Raw genomic sequence first — 18113 nt, forward strand, 5'->3', positions numbered from 1 at the left:
TCAAATCAATTGGCGATTTTCTTTTTAAACTCTGCCGTCAGCAATGGAACGATCTCGAACAGATCGCCCACGATGCCGTAATCGGCAATCTGGAAAATCGGCGCCTCCGGGTCTTTATTAATCGCAACGATCACTTTCGAATTGGACATGCCGGCCACATGCTGGATCGCCCCGGAGATTCCGCATGCGATATAGAGATCGGGTGTGACGACTTTGCCCGTCTGGCCGATTTGCAAGCCGTAATCGCAGTATCCTTCATCGCATGCCCCACGGGAAGCTCCTACGGCCCCGCCCAATACGGACGCGAGCTCTTGCAGCGGCTCGAATCCATCCGGATGCTTCACGCCGCGCCCGCCGGAAACGACGATCTTGGCTTCCGCCAAATCGATCGCTCCGGTCGATTTGAGCACGATTTCGCGGATCACGGTTTGCAGATCGACAGGCTCCGCTTGAAACGGAACCGTTGCCGGCAGGGTCGGGGACGGCTCGACCTTGAAATTGTTCGGACGAATCGTAATAAACATAGCCCCGGAGGAGGTAAACCGTTTCTTCTCAAAAGCTTTCCCGGCATAAATCGGGCGGATATAAATCGGCTCCTCGCCTTCGAATTCCACCCCGGTGCAATCCGTAATCAAGCCATATCCGAACCGGGAAGCAATCCGCGGTGCGACGTCCTTCATGTTCGCCGTATGTCCGACGATGATCACATCCGGATTCGTCTCTTGAATGACTTGGACGAAAGCATGAAAATAAAGATCCGAATGATAGCGGTTGTACCGATCATCAGATAAGGTCCATACCTGATTCGCGCCATGTTGACCGAGCGCTTCCACATAGCCGTCGGCCCCGCTGCCGAATGCGGCGGCGATCAATTCGCCCTGACCTGCGATTTGTTTGCCGAGCGACAGCGCCTCTAACGATACTTGGCGCAGGACGGAGCCCTTCGACTCCGCGAACACTAACACTTTTTTATTCATCAGACGTTCTCCTCCCTAATAGATAACAGCTTTATCGAATAGGATGCTGACGAGTGCGCGCGCCGAACCGGACGAATCGCCTTCATGGACGAATTGGCACGCCTTTCGCTGAGGAGGCAAGTACCGGTCCACCGTTTCCGTCTTGGCGTTCTGATCCATACCGGCGAATGCATCGGACGGGATCGTATGTATCGCTTTTTTCTTCGATTTCATAATGTTAGGAAGCGAGGGATATCGTGGATTGTTGAGTCCTTGCTGGCATGTGAGAAGCAGCGGAAGTTGGCCTTCGATTTGATAAATGTCGCCTTCCACATCCCGCTCCAACTGCACCTGGTTTTGTTCGACGGTCAGCTTGACGACCGATGTGACATAAGGAATCTTCAATTGTTCCGCCAGACGAACCCCCACTTGCCCCGCCCCGTTATCGACCGACTGGTTTCCCGTAAGGATCATATCGATTTCCTTGTCTTTCAAATAATGGGCCAACGCTTTGGAGACGACATATTCGTCCCCCTCCACTCCGCTGATGACGACGGCCTGGTCCGCTCCCATGGCGAGTGCATGGCGAAGCGCCGTTTCCACGCGCGCGGGACCGACCGAGATGACGGTAACGTCGCCGCCGAATTGCTCGCGCAGCTTGAGCGCTTCTTCCACCGCATATTCGTCATACGGATTAATCACCCAATTGGCCTGGTCTTCCACCACTTGACCGTTTACCAGCTTGATCTTCTCTTCGGTATCGAACGTTTGCTTCAAGCAAACCCAAATGTTCAAACCGTTCCCCTCCTTTGATGGTGCTGCTTCCTGTCTATAAAAGACAAGGGCCGTTCTGGGCGGACATCAGACAGCCCTCTGCGTGCCCTTACAAGGGTGGCGGGACTCGAAGCGGCGGACGTTCGTCGTCAATCTTCAAGGGCAGCCCTACCGATTTAAAATCCGCGATCCGGCTGTGTCCAATAGATTGAATCATGCCGCTGGCTTCAAGCTGGGGCTCTTTCATCATCTCGGCCACATTGAGGACAGGCGACGCCGGAATGCCGTTCTTGACCAGCGTTTCGATCCAATAGGCCGAGCTCTCGTGCCGGGTAATATCACAGATCAAGGCTCTTAGTTCATTTCGATGGATGACGCGCTCCGCATTGGTGACAAAACGCGGGTCGGCGATCCATTCCTCCCTGCCCAGAACGCCGCAAAGCTTATGAAACAAACCATCGTTGCCGGCAGCGATAACAACCCATTTGTCCTGCGTCGGAAAGGCCTCGTAGGGGACAATCATGGCCGGTCCCGATCCCCATCTTTGGGGCGATACGCCCGATGCCCAATAGGCCGGAATATGATAGCACATCCAAGCGATCGTCGTTTCATACAACGAACTGGTGATCCGGTGTCCTCTTCCTGTCTGCTCGCGCAGCCGCAGAGCCCCAAACACGCCTAGCGCCAGCCACATGCCGGTCGACATGTCAATGATGGAAGTCCCTACGCGAACGGGCTCCTGACCCTCATGACCCGTTACGCTCATGATTCCCGCCATCGCCTGCAGCAGCGGATCATATCCGGCCTCCATCCGTCTCGGGCCGTGGTTCCCGAATGCGGTTACTTCCCCGTAAATAAGCCGGGGGTAGCTTTCCGCCAAGCTTTCGAAGTCCAATCCTTGACGTTCCATCGCTCCCGGGCGGCTGCTGACCAGCAGCACATCCGCATCCTGGAGAAGGCCATGCAGCTGATCTATTCCTTCTTGCGTTTTGATATCGAGATAAACTTGGGCTTTATTCCGGTTTAACGCAAGAAAAGTCGGACTGGCTTCTTCCCAGAAGGGGGGACCCCAACCGCGGGTCGCATCCCCGCCCGGAGGCTCCACCTTCGTCACGGATGCCCCTAGATCGGCCAATATCATAGCGGTATAGGGACCGGCGACATTTTGCGTAAGATCAACGACGCGAATTCCATCTAAAGGCCACATATTCCCTCCTGTAATGCGTTAGTCTTCAAGCTTGATCCCACCCTGACGATCGCCGCGCAACAATCCGGAATCTAATAGGAGCGCGGCAGCCCGAGCACATGCTGGGCGACATAACTGACGACCAGGTTATTGGCAATTGGCGCGACCAGCGGCAGTCTGGCTTCACGGAACTTCCGCTCAATGTTGTATTCGGTTGCAAAACCAAATCCGCCATATGTGTTCATGGCCATATTGGCCGCCTTCCAGGATGCTTCGGAGGCCAAATATTTCGCGATATTCGCCTCCGGCCCGCGCGTGTCGCCCTGATCGAACTCCCGGGCGGCTTGGTTGCGCATCAAGGTTGCCGCTTCAATATCCATATAAGCCTGCGCGATTGGAAATTGAACGCCTTGATTTTGTCCGATCGGACGCCCGAATACCACTCTCGAGGAGGCATATTCCACCGCTTTATCGACAAAGTACAGGCCGTCTCCGATACATTCCGAAGAGATGAGAATCCGTTCCGCATTGACCCCGCTCAGCAAATATTTAAATCCTTTGCCTTCTTCGCCGATCAAATTTTCTACCGGCACTTCCGCCCCTTCGAAGAACACCTCATTCGTTTCATGATTAATCATCGTTTCGATCGGCCTGACCTGAATTTTCCCCTCCTGCTCCCGCAAGTCGAGAATAAACAAACTAAGTCCGTCCGTTTTCTTCGCCACCTTGTCTTTAGGCGTGGTGCGCGCAAGCACCATCATCAAATCGGAATGCTGCACCCGGGAGGTCCAAATTTTTTGGCCCTTGATCACATACCGGTCCCCTTTTCTTTCGGCAAACGTCGTGATGCTCGTCGTATCCGATCCGGCCGTCGGCTCGGTAATGCCGAACGCCTGCAGCCGAACTTCACCTGAGGCGATTTGGGGAAGCCACCTTTGCTTTTGCTCCTCGTTTCCGTGCGTAAGCAAAGCCCCCATCGTATACATCTGAGCATGGCCCGCCGCCGCATTGCAGCCGCTGCGGTTAATTTCCTCCAGGATAATGCCGGCTTCCATCATGCCGAGACCCGAGCCCCCGTATTGTTCGGGAATCAACGCCGACAACCATCCTTCCTTGGTCAGCTCGTCAATAAACTCTTCCGGGTACTGATGCTGCGCATCCTTGTCTCTCCAGTAAGCATCGGGGAATTTCTTGCATAAAGCGCGTATGCTTTCCCGTATGATCTGGTGTTCGCTTTCCGTCGATTTCATAGTTTTCTCCTCGTTTCAGTTGGATTTTGTTATAGACTCAGACGATATCCAGGAATACGGGCGGCCTTTTTTCGTTGTATGCCCGAATCCCTTCTTCCCGGTCCGGGTGCACAATGGTGCGGTTGTAGCACTCAAGGGCGAGTTCGATCCCTTCCTCCAGCGGAAGATCGATGCCCAAGCGAAATGCTTTCTTGGCCATTCTTACCGCCAAGGGCGAATTTTGCGCAATCGTCTGGGCTGCTTGCAGCGTCTCCTTCAACAATTCACCCGGCTCAAGCAGTTTATTGACCATTCCATATTCGAACGCTGCTTCCGCGGAGAGAGGTTTCCCTGTCAACAGCAGCTCCAGGGCAAGCCCCCGGGGAAGGAATCTTCCAATCGTCTGCGTTCCGCCCACCCCGGGGATTATGCCGCGCGTCACTTCGGGTAACCCGAACTTGGCGGATTTCGAAGCATATACAAAATCACCGCTTAACGCTAATTCGCACCCGCCTCCGAGAGCAAACCCGTTGACCGCCGTAATGACCGGCTTGTCGGATTGACGAATTTTGCGGAATACGTCTTGAAACAGCCGATGCTGTTTAAGCCACTGCTCATTGGTCATTTGATTTCGTTCTTTCAAATCCCCGCCGGTGCAGAAGGCCCTCTCGCCTGCACCCGTGAAAACAATAACCCGAACCGATGCATCCTCGTTTAATCGGTCCAGCGCATCTCTTAACGCGAACCCTAATTCGGTGTTAATCGAGTTCATGACCTCCGGGCGATGTAACGTAAGCACCGCAACAGCGCCCTGCTCCACTCTTTCCTCCAGCAAACCGTTCATCAGATCCTCCTCTTTCCCGATCGTCGGGTCCGGGCTTTACTATTCCCTTAGGGATGCGGGTGCAGCTCCATCGTTTTACCTGCCTTCAACACTTGGCTCGGCAGCTGATGACCCAGCTGCCGCTCCAAACGGCGGCTTGCGGCCAACAGCTGATCCAGATCTATGCCTGTTGCGATATTCATGTCATGAAACATATTCACCGTATCTTCGGTGCAAATATTTCCCGTTGCCCCCGGCGCAAAAGGACAACCACCAATGCCCCCTAAGGAAGCGTCGAAATGACGGATTCCCTCCACATAGGCCGCATAAACGTTGGCCAGCCCCATTCCCCGCGTATTATGAAAATGCATATGAATTTCCAGATGCGGCCATTTCGCTTTCACGTCTCGAACCGTTTCCCGGACCAGCTCGGGATTGGCCATTCCGGTCGTATCGGCGAGCGTAACCGACTCCGCTCCCAAATCCAGGTATTGAGCAATCACTTCAAGTACGCGAGACCGGGCAACATTCCCTTCGAACGGACAACCGAACGATGTCGCGACACCGCCCCGCACCGGCACTCCCGCTTCGGCGCACAGTTTGGCAACCTCCACAAATTCGTTCAACGTTTCAAAGGTCCCACGGCGCAGATTGGAGCGGTTATGGCTCTCGCTCGCCGATACGACCAAATTGAGCTGATCGGGATTGGTCCTTAGGGCGCGCTCCGCCCCGCGATAATTGGGCACCAGCACCTCATAGCGGGTGCCCGGATTTCGCTTGATGTTCAGCATCACTTCCTCCGCATCGGCCATCTGCGGAACCGCTTTCGGATGTACGAACGCTGTAACTTCGATCGCGGTAACTCCTGCAGCCGATAAAGCGTCGATCACCTTAATTTTGACCTCGGTCGGGACGAGCTCGGGCTCAATTTGAAACCCGTCCCTCGGACATACATCCGAAATCCATACGCGATTGTCAGACACTTTCATTCCCCTTCCTGTTCACCTTTCATGAGCGGTCCCCTGACTCGCCCTTCGCTACCGCTCATCGCCGGCGATATCGTTGTTCAACTCGCCGATTCCCTCGATATAAACGCTTACTTCGTCGCCGATTTGCATAGGCCCGATGCCTGCAGGAGTTCCTGTGATGATGACGTCGCCCGGCAGCAGCGTCATGACCTGACTGATATAATGAACCAGATAAGGGACGGAAAAAATCAGGTTTTTCGTATTGGAGCTCTGTTTCACTTCACCGTTTACCGTCAGCTTGATCTCCAGGCCGGACGGATCGATACCCGGAACGATGCCGGGACCGATCGGACAAAACGTATCGAACGATTTCCCCCTCGTCCATTGACCGTCCGCAAACTGGATATCCCGGGCCGTAATATCGTTCGCGCATGTATAGCCCAGGATATAATCCGCTGCTTCGTTCTCACGAATCCGGTAAGCCTTTTTCTTGATAACCACCCCCAGCTCCGCTTCATAATCGAGACGTTTGCTTTGGGCGGGGTAGATGACCGGGTCTCCAGGTCCGACCACCGTGGTGGACGGCTTCAGAAAGAGCAGCGGCTCTTTGGGAAGATCCAGGTTAACTTCCTTCGCATGGTCGACATAATTCAAGCCGACACAAACGATTTTGGATGGCTGAACGGGAGACAGCAGCTTGACCCTGCTTAGAGGCGTCCGCGCTTCGCCGCGAGCATATTCCCCATAAATATCGCCCTGCAGCTTGGCGATTTCCCCTTCCTGCAGCCAGCCGTAACAAACTTCATCTTGAACCTGATATCGAACGATCATGTCCCTTCTACCTCCTGGAATAATAATCTTCGTTATGATTATTCATATTGCAAGTATCATGCCAACCGTTTCATGCGGGTTTTTCCAGCCTCGTACCGTTAAGCTGTGCAAATATTGAACGAAGGATGTTCATTATTTGAACTCATCTCGCCCGTCGTTAAAGTTGTTAAAAAAGTGAACATCCCTATCTGGAACTCAGCCGGGTCTCAGTTCTGTCGTCAGGGAAGAAATACGCGGCAGGCTGTCCAGGAATACAATCTTTTCCAGACTGCGTTCGACACGGTCAGGGCTGAGTACCCGCCCTGCGCAATCCCGGTATTTGCCGATTAACGCTTCATAGCTAAGGGGATGCTCCGGGCTGCCGTCGGCCATTTGCTTGCTCCTTTCCAGCACCCTCCCGTCCTTCAGCTTGACCCGAATGAGAGCAGGGGCCTCTTCCACGCTTCGGGTCCGATATTGCTCATCGATTCCAAATTCCACCTTCTCCATGAGCGCCCGAATGACCGGATCGTTCACTTTGTCATCGGTAAACGTATCCAGCCCCACCTCGCCGTCCGCCACTGCGGCCGCGAGAACAAAGGGCATGCTGAACTTTCCCTCGGTCCCTTGAAGCGGCCGGTTGTGAACCAGCATGATCGGCCCGACCGGACCGCAGCCCGCATAGATGCTCTCGATTTGGTCCGCTTGGCATCCATACTCCTTGACCAGCGACAGCATGGCGTCAATGGCCGTATGGGTAGCTGCGCACGACGGATACGGCTTGACAAAAAAACCGGGCTGCAAGAGGTCGAAGGGTTCTCCCATGCTTTCTTTCAACACCGGTTGTTTATTGGCGAAGTTGGCGAAAAAACCTGTTTTTCCTTCCAACGCTTCCGGATTGGAGGTAAAGCCGCATTGGGCCAAATAGGCGGCGTTAACTCCATTGCGGGCGGCGATTCCGGCGTGGAACGGCTTGGTCATGGAGCCGAAATTTTGCCTCAAGCCGCTAGCCGAGGACGCGGCTATCCCCAAAGCATGGATCATCTGGTCGAGACTCAAACCAAGCAAATACCCCGCTCCCGCCGCTGCGCCCAGAACGCCGACGACGCCGGTCGCGTGCCAGCCGGCCTGATAAAGCTCCGGCTCCGCCGCTGCCCCGATTTTGCAGGAAACTTCGGTTCCGATCAAATAAGCCGTTACGAGCTCCCGTCCGCCGGCATCCATGCTTTCTGCCGTTGCCATGACGGAAGGAAGAACGACGGCACTCGGGTGCCCAATCAGCCGCCAGGACGAATCGTCATAATCCAGGGCGTGGCAAAGAATCCCGTTTACAAACGCAGCTTGTAACAACGATGCAGAAACAGCGTTCCCCAGCAGGGTATAGCCTCCCCGCTCTCCCAGGCGTTCTGTATAGGTTAGCAGGCTGGAAGCGATCGGATCGGTATTTCCGGCCAATCCGACGCCAAGGGTATCCAGGATATGCTCAATCGCACGCCGGCGGTGGTTCTCCCCGATCTTCCCGACTGCTTCGCTTACTGTAAACTTCGCCATCTCATCAACCAAGCTCATATCGATCCATCCTCCACCGCCCTCCAGACCGGAGCGTATAAGAAATTTTTACAGCTTAACGCTTATCGCTTTTACTTGGGTATACGTGTGCAGCGATTCCAAGCCTTTTTCCCGGCCGATTCCGCTTTTCTTGTACCCTCCGAAAGGGGCTTCCACATCGATCGGACTGTAATCGTTAATATAAACTTGGCCGGCCTGCAGTTGTTTGGCGACACGATGCCCCCGGTGTATATTTTCCGTCCATACTGCAGCCGCCAGACCGAACTCTGTATCGTTGGCCAATCGAATCGCTTCCTCCTCGGTATCAAAGGGAATGACGACGACGACAGGGCCAAATATCTCTTCCCGGGCAATGGTCATCGTGTTTGTAACATCCGTGAAAATGGTAGGTTGCATGAAATAGCCGTCTTTCAATTTCTCTTCTTGCATGCGGCTGCCGCCGTAAACTAACCGGGCTCCTTCTTGTTTGCCGATTTCCACATACCGGAGCACGCGGTGCAGCTGCTCTTCACAAACCAAAGGACCGATCGTCGGATTATCGATGCCATACCCGATCTTTATTTGTTGGGCTTCTTCAATTAATTGTTCGACAAAGGCAGGCAGGATCGAACGCTGGACGATTAAGCGCGTACCCGCCGAACACACCTGGCCGGTATTAAATGTAAAGGCTCGCAAGGAACCTGCCGCAGCCGGATGTAAATCCGCATCATCAAACACGATATTCGGCGATTTACCGCCCAGCTCCAGGGAAACGGGAACAATCCGATCGGCGGCGGCCCGCATGACGATTTGTCCGGTTTCGACCGAGCCTGTAAAAGCGATTTTCCGTACCGCAGGATGGTTGATGAGCGGGGCGCCTGCTTCCTCGCCGTAGCCCGTGACCACATTGAAAGTGCCGGGCGGCATCCCCGCCTCTACGCAAAGCTTAGCCAGCTCCAACGTAGAAAGGCAGGCCTGCTCGGCAGGCTTCATCACGACGGAATTCCCCGCGGCAAGCGCGCTGGCCGCTCCTCTCGCCGCCTGCGTAATGGGCACGTTCCATGGCGTAATATGTCCCGTTATCCCATACGGCTCGCGATATGTATACGTCAGGTGTTCGTTGCTGGCCGGGATCACCTCGCCGAAAATTTTGTCCGCCGCCCCGCCCAAATATTCGAAATACCTGGCGCTCGTTTCTACCAAAGATGCTGAAAAAACGAGCGGTCTCCCGGTATCGATCGTTTCCATGTAAGCAAAATCTTGTTTGTATTTACGCAAAAGCTGGGCCACGCGGTTTAAAATTTGTCCGCGGGCACTCGGCTTCAAGGCGTACCAAGCCTGAAACCCTTCTTCCGAGCTGCGGACGGCGCGCTCGATATCCTCCTTGTTCCCGCGGGCAAAGCTCGCAATCTTGTTCCCGGTAGAAGGGTCCACCCCTTCAAAATATTGATGATTGGCCGGCTCCACCCATTGACCGCCAATGAAATGCCCATATGTTTCCTGCAAAGCGATTTGTCGATCCATTCGCCCTCACTCCTTATTATTTATTTACTAGAATTGTGGCTCTCGTTACTTCACGGTTTGCGGATTTCTCCAGAGCAAGCGTCGCTTCTTCCAAGGAGAATGCAGCGTCCAACAAGCCGGCAAACGGATATTTCCCTGCGTTTCTCTCTAAAAATTGCAAGGACTTATACAGATACTCCGGGTTATAGCGATTGGCAGGAATAATCTCAATGGCTTTCCGGACCAGCAAACCGGGATCAAATGCCGTCGTATGCCCCGGCGTAATATTTCCCATGACGACATATTTGCCATTCTGCTTCACAAGGTGGATGCCTTCGCTAAACGCATCGGGGACGCCGGCTACCTCCAAGCCAAAATCGGCCCCCCAGCCGCCGGTCAGCTCCTTGACGCGGTTCACTCTTGCATCCAGCGTATCGTAGGCGTTCATATCGATAAGCTCATCTGCTCCGAATTTCTTAGCCGTAACTAAACGCGAGGGCGCGCTGTCGATCACGATCACTTTAGCCCCCCTCTCCTTGGCGACGGCGCAAGCGGTTAATCCCAATCCGCCGGCCCCTTGAATAACGATGGAATCGCCCGGGTTGATATGGATTTTGTCAAGGCCGAATAAGATTTGGGCGAAAGCGCAGTTCGCACTGGCCGCTTCCGCATTGGACACGCCGTCAGGCACTTTGAAAAAATATTGATCGTGGTGAACCATGTAATAAGAGGCGAATGTTCCGCTCTGCCCCTGGTATTTATACATATGAATGCAATGATGGAGATTACCTGCCAAGCATTCTCTGCATTGATTGCAGGTTACAAAATAGACCGGCACGACGCGATCCCCTACCTGCACCGGATTGCCCGCGTTGTCCGTCTTTACGTTGTCCCCCAGCTTGGCAATCCGGCCTATCATTTCATGACCGATGACTCCGCACTTCAAGGTAGGGTGATGGCCTTTAAACACGTGCAGTTCCGAACCGCATACGTTCGTTTGAAGCACCTCCAGCAGCACGGAGCCCGCTTCGACTTCCTCGGAAAACTCATGTTCCCGAACCTCAATTTTCATCGGTTCGGTCTGATAAACAATTTTACCCTTCATGTGCTAGCACCTCATCCTTTATGCCCCAAGGTAAAGCTGGCGAATTTTGTCGTTTTCTTTAATGTGCCGGGATTCGCCCTCCAGTGCGATTCTGCCGTTCTCCAGCACGTACGTATAATGCGATATTTCCAGCGCCAAATGGACATTCTGCTCCACAAGCAGAATCATCGTCCCTTCCTCATTGATTCTCATAATGATTTGGAAGATGTCACGAATGATATTGGGCGCGAGGCCAAGGGATGGCTCATCGAGCAGTAAAATTTTCGGATTTCCCATTAAAGCCCTAGCAATGGCAAGCATTTGCTGCTCGCCGCCGCTTAAAGTGCCGGCGTATTGGTTCAGCCGTTCCTTCAACCGCGGGAAGTAGGCAAACACCTTCTCCAGATCGGCCGCCACCTTCTTGTCCTTTCGGGTAAAAGAGCCGATGCGGAGGTTTTCTTCAACGGTCAGCAGCGGGAACAGCCTTCGGTTTTCCGGACAGTGTATCACCCCGCGCTTCACGAGATCGCTGGGCGTTTTTTTCAGCATAGATTCGCTTTCCAGGTCATAGCTTCCCTGCTTGGGCGGAATCAGACGGGAAATCATCTTCAAGGTAGTCGACTTCCCGGCGCCGTTGGCCCCGAGCAAGGAAATGATCTTTCCTTGCGGTATTTCCAGGGAAATACCCTTCAAGGCATGGACATGCCCATAGTAAACATGGATGTCATGAAGTTTTAACAAAGCTATCCACCTCCCCTAAATACGCTTCAATGACAGCCGGATCGTTCTGGACCTCCTTGGGCTGGCCTTCGGCTATTTTTTCCCCAAAGTTCATGACCGTGACATAATCGGAAACCTTCATGACCAACGACATGTCATGCTCAATCAGCAGAACGGTATAACCCATCTCCTTCTTCAATTGCACAATGAGATGGCTGATACGCTCCGTCTCCACCGGGTTCATCCCGGCTACCGGTTCGTCAAGCAGAATCATCTTCGGGTCGGCCATCATCGCCCGCCCGATGTCAACCATCTTCTGATAGCCGAAGGACAGGTTCGATACTTCTTCACCGGCAAGATGGGAAATATTGAGCAGCTCCAACACTTCATGCGCTTTTCTCACCGCATTTCGTTCACTGGCCCGATTGGCCGGTAAATTCAGAGCGATGGAGACGATATTTTTCTTCATTCTGGGATGGTAACCCGTCAGGAGGTTATCCATGACCGTCATTTTTTTGAACAACTCCACATTTTGAAAGCTTCGGGCGATCCCTTTCCGGATGACTTGATGCGGCTTGTATTTGTTCAGATCTTCCCCGTTGAATACGATCTCCCCGGACATCGGCGTATAGAATCGGCTGATGCAATTAAACACGGTCGTTTTGCCAGCCCCGTTAGGTCCGATGAGCGAGTAAATTACCCCCTTGGGCACTTCAAACGAGAGGTCGTTGATCGCTCTAATTCCCCCGAAAGTTACCGTTACATGACGGAACGTCAGCATACGCCTATTCACCTCCTGCCTGTTGCGATAACCATGAGTTACGGTCTTCCGCCACGGTTTTATTCAGCTTCCGCTTGAAAAGCCCCTTCAAGGACACAAGCCCTGCCGGCCGTAATAAAATAATTAACGCCATCGCCGAACCGATCACGATGCTGTGCATGCCAATGAGATGTTCTGTGAAATGAGGGAGCACCGAAAACAAAATCGTGCCTATGATGGCGCCGGGTATGGAGGCCAGTCCCCCAACCACGATCATCGCCAGCAAGAGGAAGGATGTGGTCACCGAAAAATCGCTCGGACTGATGTAGCCCAGCCAGTAGGCATACAACCCGCCCGCCAATCCGGTGAAGAAGGCACTGATGACGAACATGACGGTTTTATACAACGCGACATGAATGCCCATCGCCTGCGCCGCCACCTCGCTATCCCGGATGGCCACGAAAGCCCTGCCCAGACTGCTTGCGACAATGTTGCGGATGAACCAGGTGACGAGAACCGTCATGGCGACGATCACATAGAAAAATTCGATATCGGAGGATAGAAAAACGGGTCTCGATACGGCCATGCCTTGATAGCCTTTCGTTAAAGAATCCCAGTTCAGAACCAGCAACGGCACCGACAGCCCGAAGCCGAGCGTAGCCACAGCCAGAAAGTGACCGCGAAGCCGCACAGCGGGCAGGCCGATCAGCAGCCCGATCACCCCGCTGACGATGCCCGCCATCAGGAAGGATACGAAGAATGGAACTCCTCTTTCCCCTAATATGGCTACCGTATACGACCCGATCACCAGAAATCCCGCATGACCAACGGACACCTGCCCCCCGTAACCGACCAGGATGTTGAGCGATAACGAAGAAATAATATAGATGCAGGTGATGCTGAACAGCGTCAGGAAATAGTTCGAATAGCCAACGAGCAGCGGGTAGACCGCCATCAGCAGGACAACCAGCGCCAGCAAGACCTTTTTGACCCAATGGTTTCTCAGCATGTCTTCACACCTTCTTCAAGTACTGGTTTCCGCCAAATAAGCCGGTCGGTCGAATATACAGAACGACGATGATCAGCAGGAACGTGTAAACCAATTTCATCTCGGGCGATACATAAAAACTGATCAAATTGCCAAAAACGCCGATAATCAAGCCGCCGATAACCGCTCCGGGAAGGCTGATGAAACCTCCCAATACCGCTGCCGCAAACCCCATAATCAGCACGTCCGCCATCATGCTCGGTTGAAGAAAGGTGAACGGAGCGGTAAGCATTCCCGCCACCCCGCCGAGGACGGTTCCTACTCCCCAGGTCCATGTAAAGACGCTGGAAACTTTGATGCCCATCAACTCCGACGCCATGCTATCCTGTGAGGACGCGCGCATGGCGAGCCCGATTGCCGTGAAGCGAAAGAGCAGGAAAAATCCAAGCATCAGGATCACCGTAACGCCAATGACGAAAACTTCGTTCATCGAGATGAACACGCCGCCCAGATCATACGGGTCTCCCGCAAAGGCCGGCGGATATGGAGCCGGGGTGTGCCCCCAGATCAAACCGGCCACCCCGTTGAACGCCAGAAACAGCCCTAGCGTCAGCACGATTTGATTCAAGGGCGGCGCCGATTGAATCGGTTTCATAAATATCCGGTGGACAACAGTGCCGAATATACCGGCAAAAACCAAAGCTAAAATAAACGAAATCAGATACGGGAGTTCCAGCTTCGTCAAAAACATAAAACTGACAAAAGTTGTAATCATGGCCATTTCACCCTGCGCAAAATTGGCGATATCCGTGGTTTTGAAGATCAGCACAATCCCCAAAGCCGCGAGTCCATAGATGCAGCCAAAAATAAGACCGCTCACAATGAGTTGAAGCATATGCGTCCATCCCGCCTTTCATTAACCTTGCTGCCGTGTCCGGTCCGTTGAAAGACCGGACACTTCCTTTCCGTTCCGCGATGCTCTGTTTATGCTTTATTTTTCATAAGTGATCTCATTGGTTTTCGGGTTGAAGTTGATCGTTTTGGAAATCGGAATGATCTTCCCGTCGACGGCCTGTGTAATGAACATACTCGTCAGTCCGTAATGGTTATCCGGCGCGAAGGTGACGCCCGAATACATGGATCCCTTCCAGTTATCGAATGTATGCATAGCGTCGAAAAATTTATCGTAAGTGATGTCCGGTCCGGTTCGCTTCAGTCCTTCTACCATGACTTGCGCTGCGGACCATCCCCACTGGGCGAATCCATGGTAGGAGGAGCCCGGGAAGTCCTTCGAGAAACGCTCTACGTACAGCTTCATCCCCGGATCGTCCACGGCGTCCGGCATAGGAATGACCGCGGAGCTAATGGTCCCCGCCCAGACGTCGCTTCCTGCCAGTTTGAATAAATTAAGATCGTTCGCTCCAATGGAAGAAACAATAAAAGGAGTATCTTTTATCCCGTATTTATGCAGTTCTTTCTTGAAGTTGGCCACCGGGTTGGGCGGGCCGAACATGATGATGGCCTCAGGGTTGAGCTGCTTGATCTTTTGCGCTTGGGAGCTCATATCGGGATCGGATACGACAAAAGGAATTTCTCCTAAAATTTCAACACCGGGGTAATTTTTCACGGCCTCATGGCTGGCTTCCAAATTTTCTTTTCCGAAGTCGTCGTTTTGATACACGATCGCGATCCGTTTTTTACCGAGCTTATTCACGGTGTAGTCCATAAACACTTTCGTTTCTACGCGATAATTGAGAAAGGAGGAGCCGAAGTAATTTTTAACCGGCGGGTCAACGAAGCGCTTGGCTCCCGTGCTGACCATGATGACGGGCGTGCCTTTTTCCGTAAGATAAGGCTGTGCGGCCGCATTGCACGGTGTGCATGCACTGCCCAGCAAGGCAAATACCTTATCTTCTTCTACGAGTCTTTTGACGAGCTGTACAGTTTTCGCCGGCTGATACCCGTCGTCATAAGCAATCAGCTTAAGCTTGCGGCCGTGTACGCCTCCTTGTTCGTTTGTATAGTTGAAGTAGGCCTGAATCCCTTGCCGGATCAAGTCATAGACAGCGGAAACACCGCTCTGGGGCGCTAGATGACCGACAAGAATCTCTTTCTCCGAGACCCCTTGGGCCAGCTGTGCCGTTCCTCCGCTTTGCGGGCCGCCGCTCTTGGAGCTGCCGCCTGCGGGACTTCCCCCCGAACAAGCGGTTAACGTCAGCACCGCTGCCAGACCGACAGCCAAAAGCTTGGATAATGTATTCTTTTTCATCTCAGAACCTCCATTTTAATGAAATTCCCCGCTCGCTTGCCTGCCTGTTCCTCTAGTCATCAAGTCAGTCGTTCCACCTTTAAGAAAGAATTGAAAGCGCTATCAAATTGGTTAACGTCACCCCCATTCCTCTAGAAGCCCCTTTTATCAAAGCAAGTTCTTCTAATACTAATTATTAAGCAAGTAGCATGCCAACAAAAATGACCGGGATTTTTTTATTCACAACAGAATTGTTCTCATTTTAAACATATTCTGTTAAATATATGAACATACAAACGGTTATTGTTTAAATTGTGAATAGGATTCGGCTTTGTCAATAAAGTGAACAGCCAAGAAAAAAAACAGTGACCTCTCCGTGGCATGTACCGGGAAGAGATCACCGCACCATGGTCATACCGTCTGCCGAACAGTTAGGCCCGCCTAGCCGTCCAGCATGAGGATATCGTCGCCTTCCTGAAGCAATTTCCATAAGGTTGTTCTGCTGATTCCTAATTTTTTGGCTAATTGAGTCTTGGTATACTCCCTTCTCTCCAGCAGCTGCTTCACTAAGCTTCGCTGCATGTCGTCCATTGTCCCAATGGTTACCGCAAGCGTATGGGAATCGGCCGGGTCAGGCTGGTCAACCTTCGGAGGATCAGCCTGTCGGACCTCGTTTCTGCCGAATTCATCCTGTAAGTTTTGGATCAGAACCGTGGACAATTCGTCCGAATTGTCCGCCATAACCATGCACCGTTCTACGATATTCTCCATCTGCCGCAGGTTTCCCGGCCAGTTGTAAGCGCACAATTGGCGAATCAGGTCTTCCCGCAGAGGCGCAACGCGCTTGCCGTATTTGAGGGCATATTTTTTCAACATGAAATTGACCAGATCCGGAATGTCCTCAATCCTGTCCCTCAACGGTGGGATAGGCAAGACTAGCACCTCCAGACGGTAATACAGGTCAGACCTGAACTTCTCTTTCTCAATCAGCTCATGGATATCGTCATTAACGGCCGCAATGACCCGTACATCTATCGGAATGTTACGTTCCCCCCCGATCCGGCGAATCTCCCGCTCCTGGATCACCCGCAGCAGCTTATCCTGAAGATCCATGGAAACTTTACCGATCTCATCCAGGAAGATAGTTCCACCGTGCGCCAGCTCGAATAAACCGGGCTTGGCCTGCTTTTGCGCGCCTGTGAACATGCCCGGCTCATATCCGAACAATTCGCTTTCAAGCAATTGATCGTTTAGCGCGGCGCAATTGACGGCGACGAAGGGTCCGTTTTTCCTCTCGGGATGTGCATTGTGAAGACTTTGCGCCATCAGTTCCTTGCCGGTGCCGCTTTCGCCGATGATTAAAGCGTTGCAATCGACATGAGCATATTTTTTCGCTTTTTGGATGAGCCGGTTCATCGGCACACTGGTATATAAGATGTCGTCAAACGTATATTTCGCCACTAGCCCCTTGGAGTACAGCTTGCGCCTGATGCGCTGCTCCGATTCTTGAATTTGAGTCGCATCCCGGAAGGTGACGACGATTCCTTTGTTCTCGCCGGTGACCATGTAGGACGCCCGATTCACCAAAAGCGTGATGCCGGATATTTCTTGAATTTCCTCCAGACTGTTCACCGGCCCGCCGAACAGCTTGCCGAACCTCGCGGATTCATGGATCTCGGTCAACTTCTTGTACAACACCTCGGAAGCCTGAACGCCAAAAAACTGCGCGGCCTTCGGATTAAACACCACAATCTGTTCATGCTCGTCGATGGCTATAATTCCTTCATGAGACAAATCGATGACGGTTTGGATAAATTCAGAGGCCTGCTTTTCCTTCGCCCTTGTATGCAAAATATCGCAAACCCTGGCTAACACCTGCTGGATCGTCGATAGACCGGGAATCACGTTGATATGGCCGATTCCCCGTTCCGCACACATTTGCTTGCCGCGCAATCCTCCGCCGATCATAATCTCCATGCCGTCATATTTAGCCCGGTCCACTTGATAGGCAAAGTCAAGCGAATTCTCAAAAAAATAATAAGAAACCTCCATGCCGATAATTTGGATGAGATGGTCCAATTTATATCTCATTTCCTCTTCCTTGGACCAGAGCAAACCTGTCCGTTTCCCAGTTTTCTTGGCTTCATGCAGCACACAGATGACATCGAACTCCGTCGACTCCGCCCTTAACAGCTTCACGGCGGGAAATTCCTTTTCCAACAGGTTGGCCGTGGCCCCTCTGCTCACCAGAATGGCATCTCCGTCCCGATGAACGAACGGTCGGACCATCTCCACCGCTTCGTCCAGCGCCGTTTCCACAATCGTCATTTCCAATTTCAGTTCTTTAGCCACTTTATGGGCCATGACCGTCATTTCATGATAGGGCGAAGTAAAAATTACCGTAGACAAACTCGATCCCTCCTTCAAGCGTAAAAGAAGAGCCGGTAACAGCCTCCCATGGAAGGAAGAAAACGGCTCTTCTTATGGATGACGGCGGCTGCCCGATGCCAACCCTG

At 52.8% G+C, this 18113-nt stretch carries 16 protein-coding genes; all 16 read right to left on the reverse strand.

What is annotated here, in order from left to right:
• Positions 1–5: 5 nt before the first annotated feature.
• The 16 genes from PVA01S_RS07685 to PVA01S_RS07760 all read right to left on the reverse strand — a co-directional run bounded on the left by PVA01S_RS07685 (position 6) and on the right by PVA01S_RS07760 (position 18006).
• Complete coding sequence (locus tag PVA01S_RS07685) at positions 6–977, reverse strand: electron transfer flavoprotein subunit alpha/FixB family protein (protein WP_127606539.1); 972 nt, start codon at positions 975–977, stop codon at positions 6–8.
• Between the two features lie 15 nt (positions 978–992).
• Positions 993–1751, reverse strand: coding sequence for an electron transfer flavoprotein subunit beta/FixA family protein (locus tag PVA01S_RS07690; RefSeq protein WP_127606541.1), 759 nt, complete (start codon positions 1749–1751; stop codon positions 993–995).
• An 88-nt stretch (positions 1752–1839) separates the two neighbouring features.
• Positions 1840–2937, reverse strand: coding sequence for a CaiB/BaiF CoA transferase family protein (locus PVA01S_RS07695; protein WP_054795375.1), 1098 nt, complete (start codon positions 2935–2937; stop codon positions 1840–1842).
• Between the two features lie 71 nt (positions 2938–3008).
• Positions 3009–4166, reverse strand: coding sequence for an acyl-CoA dehydrogenase family protein (locus tag PVA01S_RS07700; protein ID WP_127606543.1), 1158 nt, complete (start codon positions 4164–4166; stop codon positions 3009–3011).
• A gap of 37 nt (positions 4167–4203) precedes the next feature.
• Positions 4204–4989, reverse strand: a complete 786-nt coding sequence (locus tag PVA01S_RS07705) for an enoyl-CoA hydratase/isomerase family protein (RefSeq protein ID WP_127606545.1) — start codon at positions 4987–4989, stop codon at positions 4204–4206.
• Positions 4990–5036: 47 nt separating this feature from the next.
• A complete protein-coding gene (locus PVA01S_RS07710) occupies positions 5037–5951 on the reverse strand; it encodes a hydroxymethylglutaryl-CoA lyase (RefSeq protein WP_218029630.1) in 915 nt (304 codons plus the stop codon).
• A gap of 54 nt (positions 5952–6005) precedes the next feature.
• Positions 6006–6767, reverse strand: a complete 762-nt coding sequence (locus PVA01S_RS07715; RefSeq protein WP_127606549.1) for a fumarylacetoacetate hydrolase family protein — start codon at positions 6765–6767, stop codon at positions 6006–6008.
• Positions 6768–6962: 195 nt separating this feature from the next.
• Positions 6963–8315 carry an MmgE/PrpD family protein gene (locus tag PVA01S_RS07720; RefSeq protein ID WP_127606551.1) on the reverse strand — a complete coding sequence of 451 codons (1353 nt, stop codon included), beginning with the start codon at positions 8313–8315 and terminating at the stop codon, positions 6963–6965.
• Positions 8316–8363: 48 nt separating this feature from the next.
• Positions 8364–9818 (reverse strand): aldehyde dehydrogenase family protein, encoded by a 1455-nt coding sequence (locus PVA01S_RS07725; RefSeq protein ID WP_218029631.1) that lies wholly within the window; start codon positions 9816–9818, stop codon positions 8364–8366.
• Between the two features lie 16 nt (positions 9819–9834).
• Positions 9835–10902, reverse strand: a complete 1068-nt coding sequence (locus tag PVA01S_RS07730; protein WP_127606553.1) for a zinc-binding dehydrogenase — start codon at positions 10900–10902, stop codon at positions 9835–9837.
• A gap of 18 nt (positions 10903–10920) precedes the next feature.
• On the reverse strand, positions 10921–11622 hold the full coding sequence (locus PVA01S_RS07735; protein WP_127606555.1) for an ABC transporter ATP-binding protein: 702 nt from the start codon (positions 11620–11622) through the stop codon (positions 10921–10923).
• Positions 11606–12382 (reverse strand): ABC transporter ATP-binding protein, encoded by a 777-nt coding sequence (locus PVA01S_RS07740; protein WP_127606557.1) that lies wholly within the window; start codon positions 12380–12382, stop codon positions 11606–11608. The genes PVA01S_RS07735 and PVA01S_RS07740 overlap by 17 nt, the downstream gene beginning before the upstream one ends.
• 4 nt (positions 12383–12386) lie before the next feature.
• On the reverse strand, positions 12387–13370 hold the full coding sequence (locus PVA01S_RS07745; RefSeq protein WP_127606559.1) for a branched-chain amino acid ABC transporter permease: 984 nt from the start codon (positions 13368–13370) through the stop codon (positions 12387–12389).
• A gap of 4 nt (positions 13371–13374) precedes the next feature.
• Complete coding sequence (locus PVA01S_RS07750) at positions 13375–14244, reverse strand: branched-chain amino acid ABC transporter permease (protein WP_127606561.1); 870 nt, start codon at positions 14242–14244, stop codon at positions 13375–13377.
• 96 nt (positions 14245–14340) lie between these two features.
• Positions 14341–15618 carry an ABC transporter substrate-binding protein gene (locus PVA01S_RS07755; RefSeq protein WP_127606563.1) on the reverse strand — a complete coding sequence of 426 codons (1278 nt, stop codon included), beginning with the start codon at positions 15616–15618 and terminating at the stop codon, positions 14341–14343.
• 420 nt (positions 15619–16038) lie between these two features.
• A complete protein-coding gene (locus tag PVA01S_RS07760) occupies positions 16039–18006 on the reverse strand; it encodes a sigma 54-interacting transcriptional regulator (RefSeq protein ID WP_127606565.1) in 1968 nt (655 codons plus the stop codon).
• Positions 18007–18113 lie beyond the last annotated feature (107 nt).

The organism is Paenibacillus validus NBRC 15382 (genome assembly GCF_004000985.1).
GTDB classification, from domain to species: Bacteria; Bacillota; Bacilli; order Paenibacillales; family NBRC-103111; genus Paenibacillus_G; species Paenibacillus_G validus.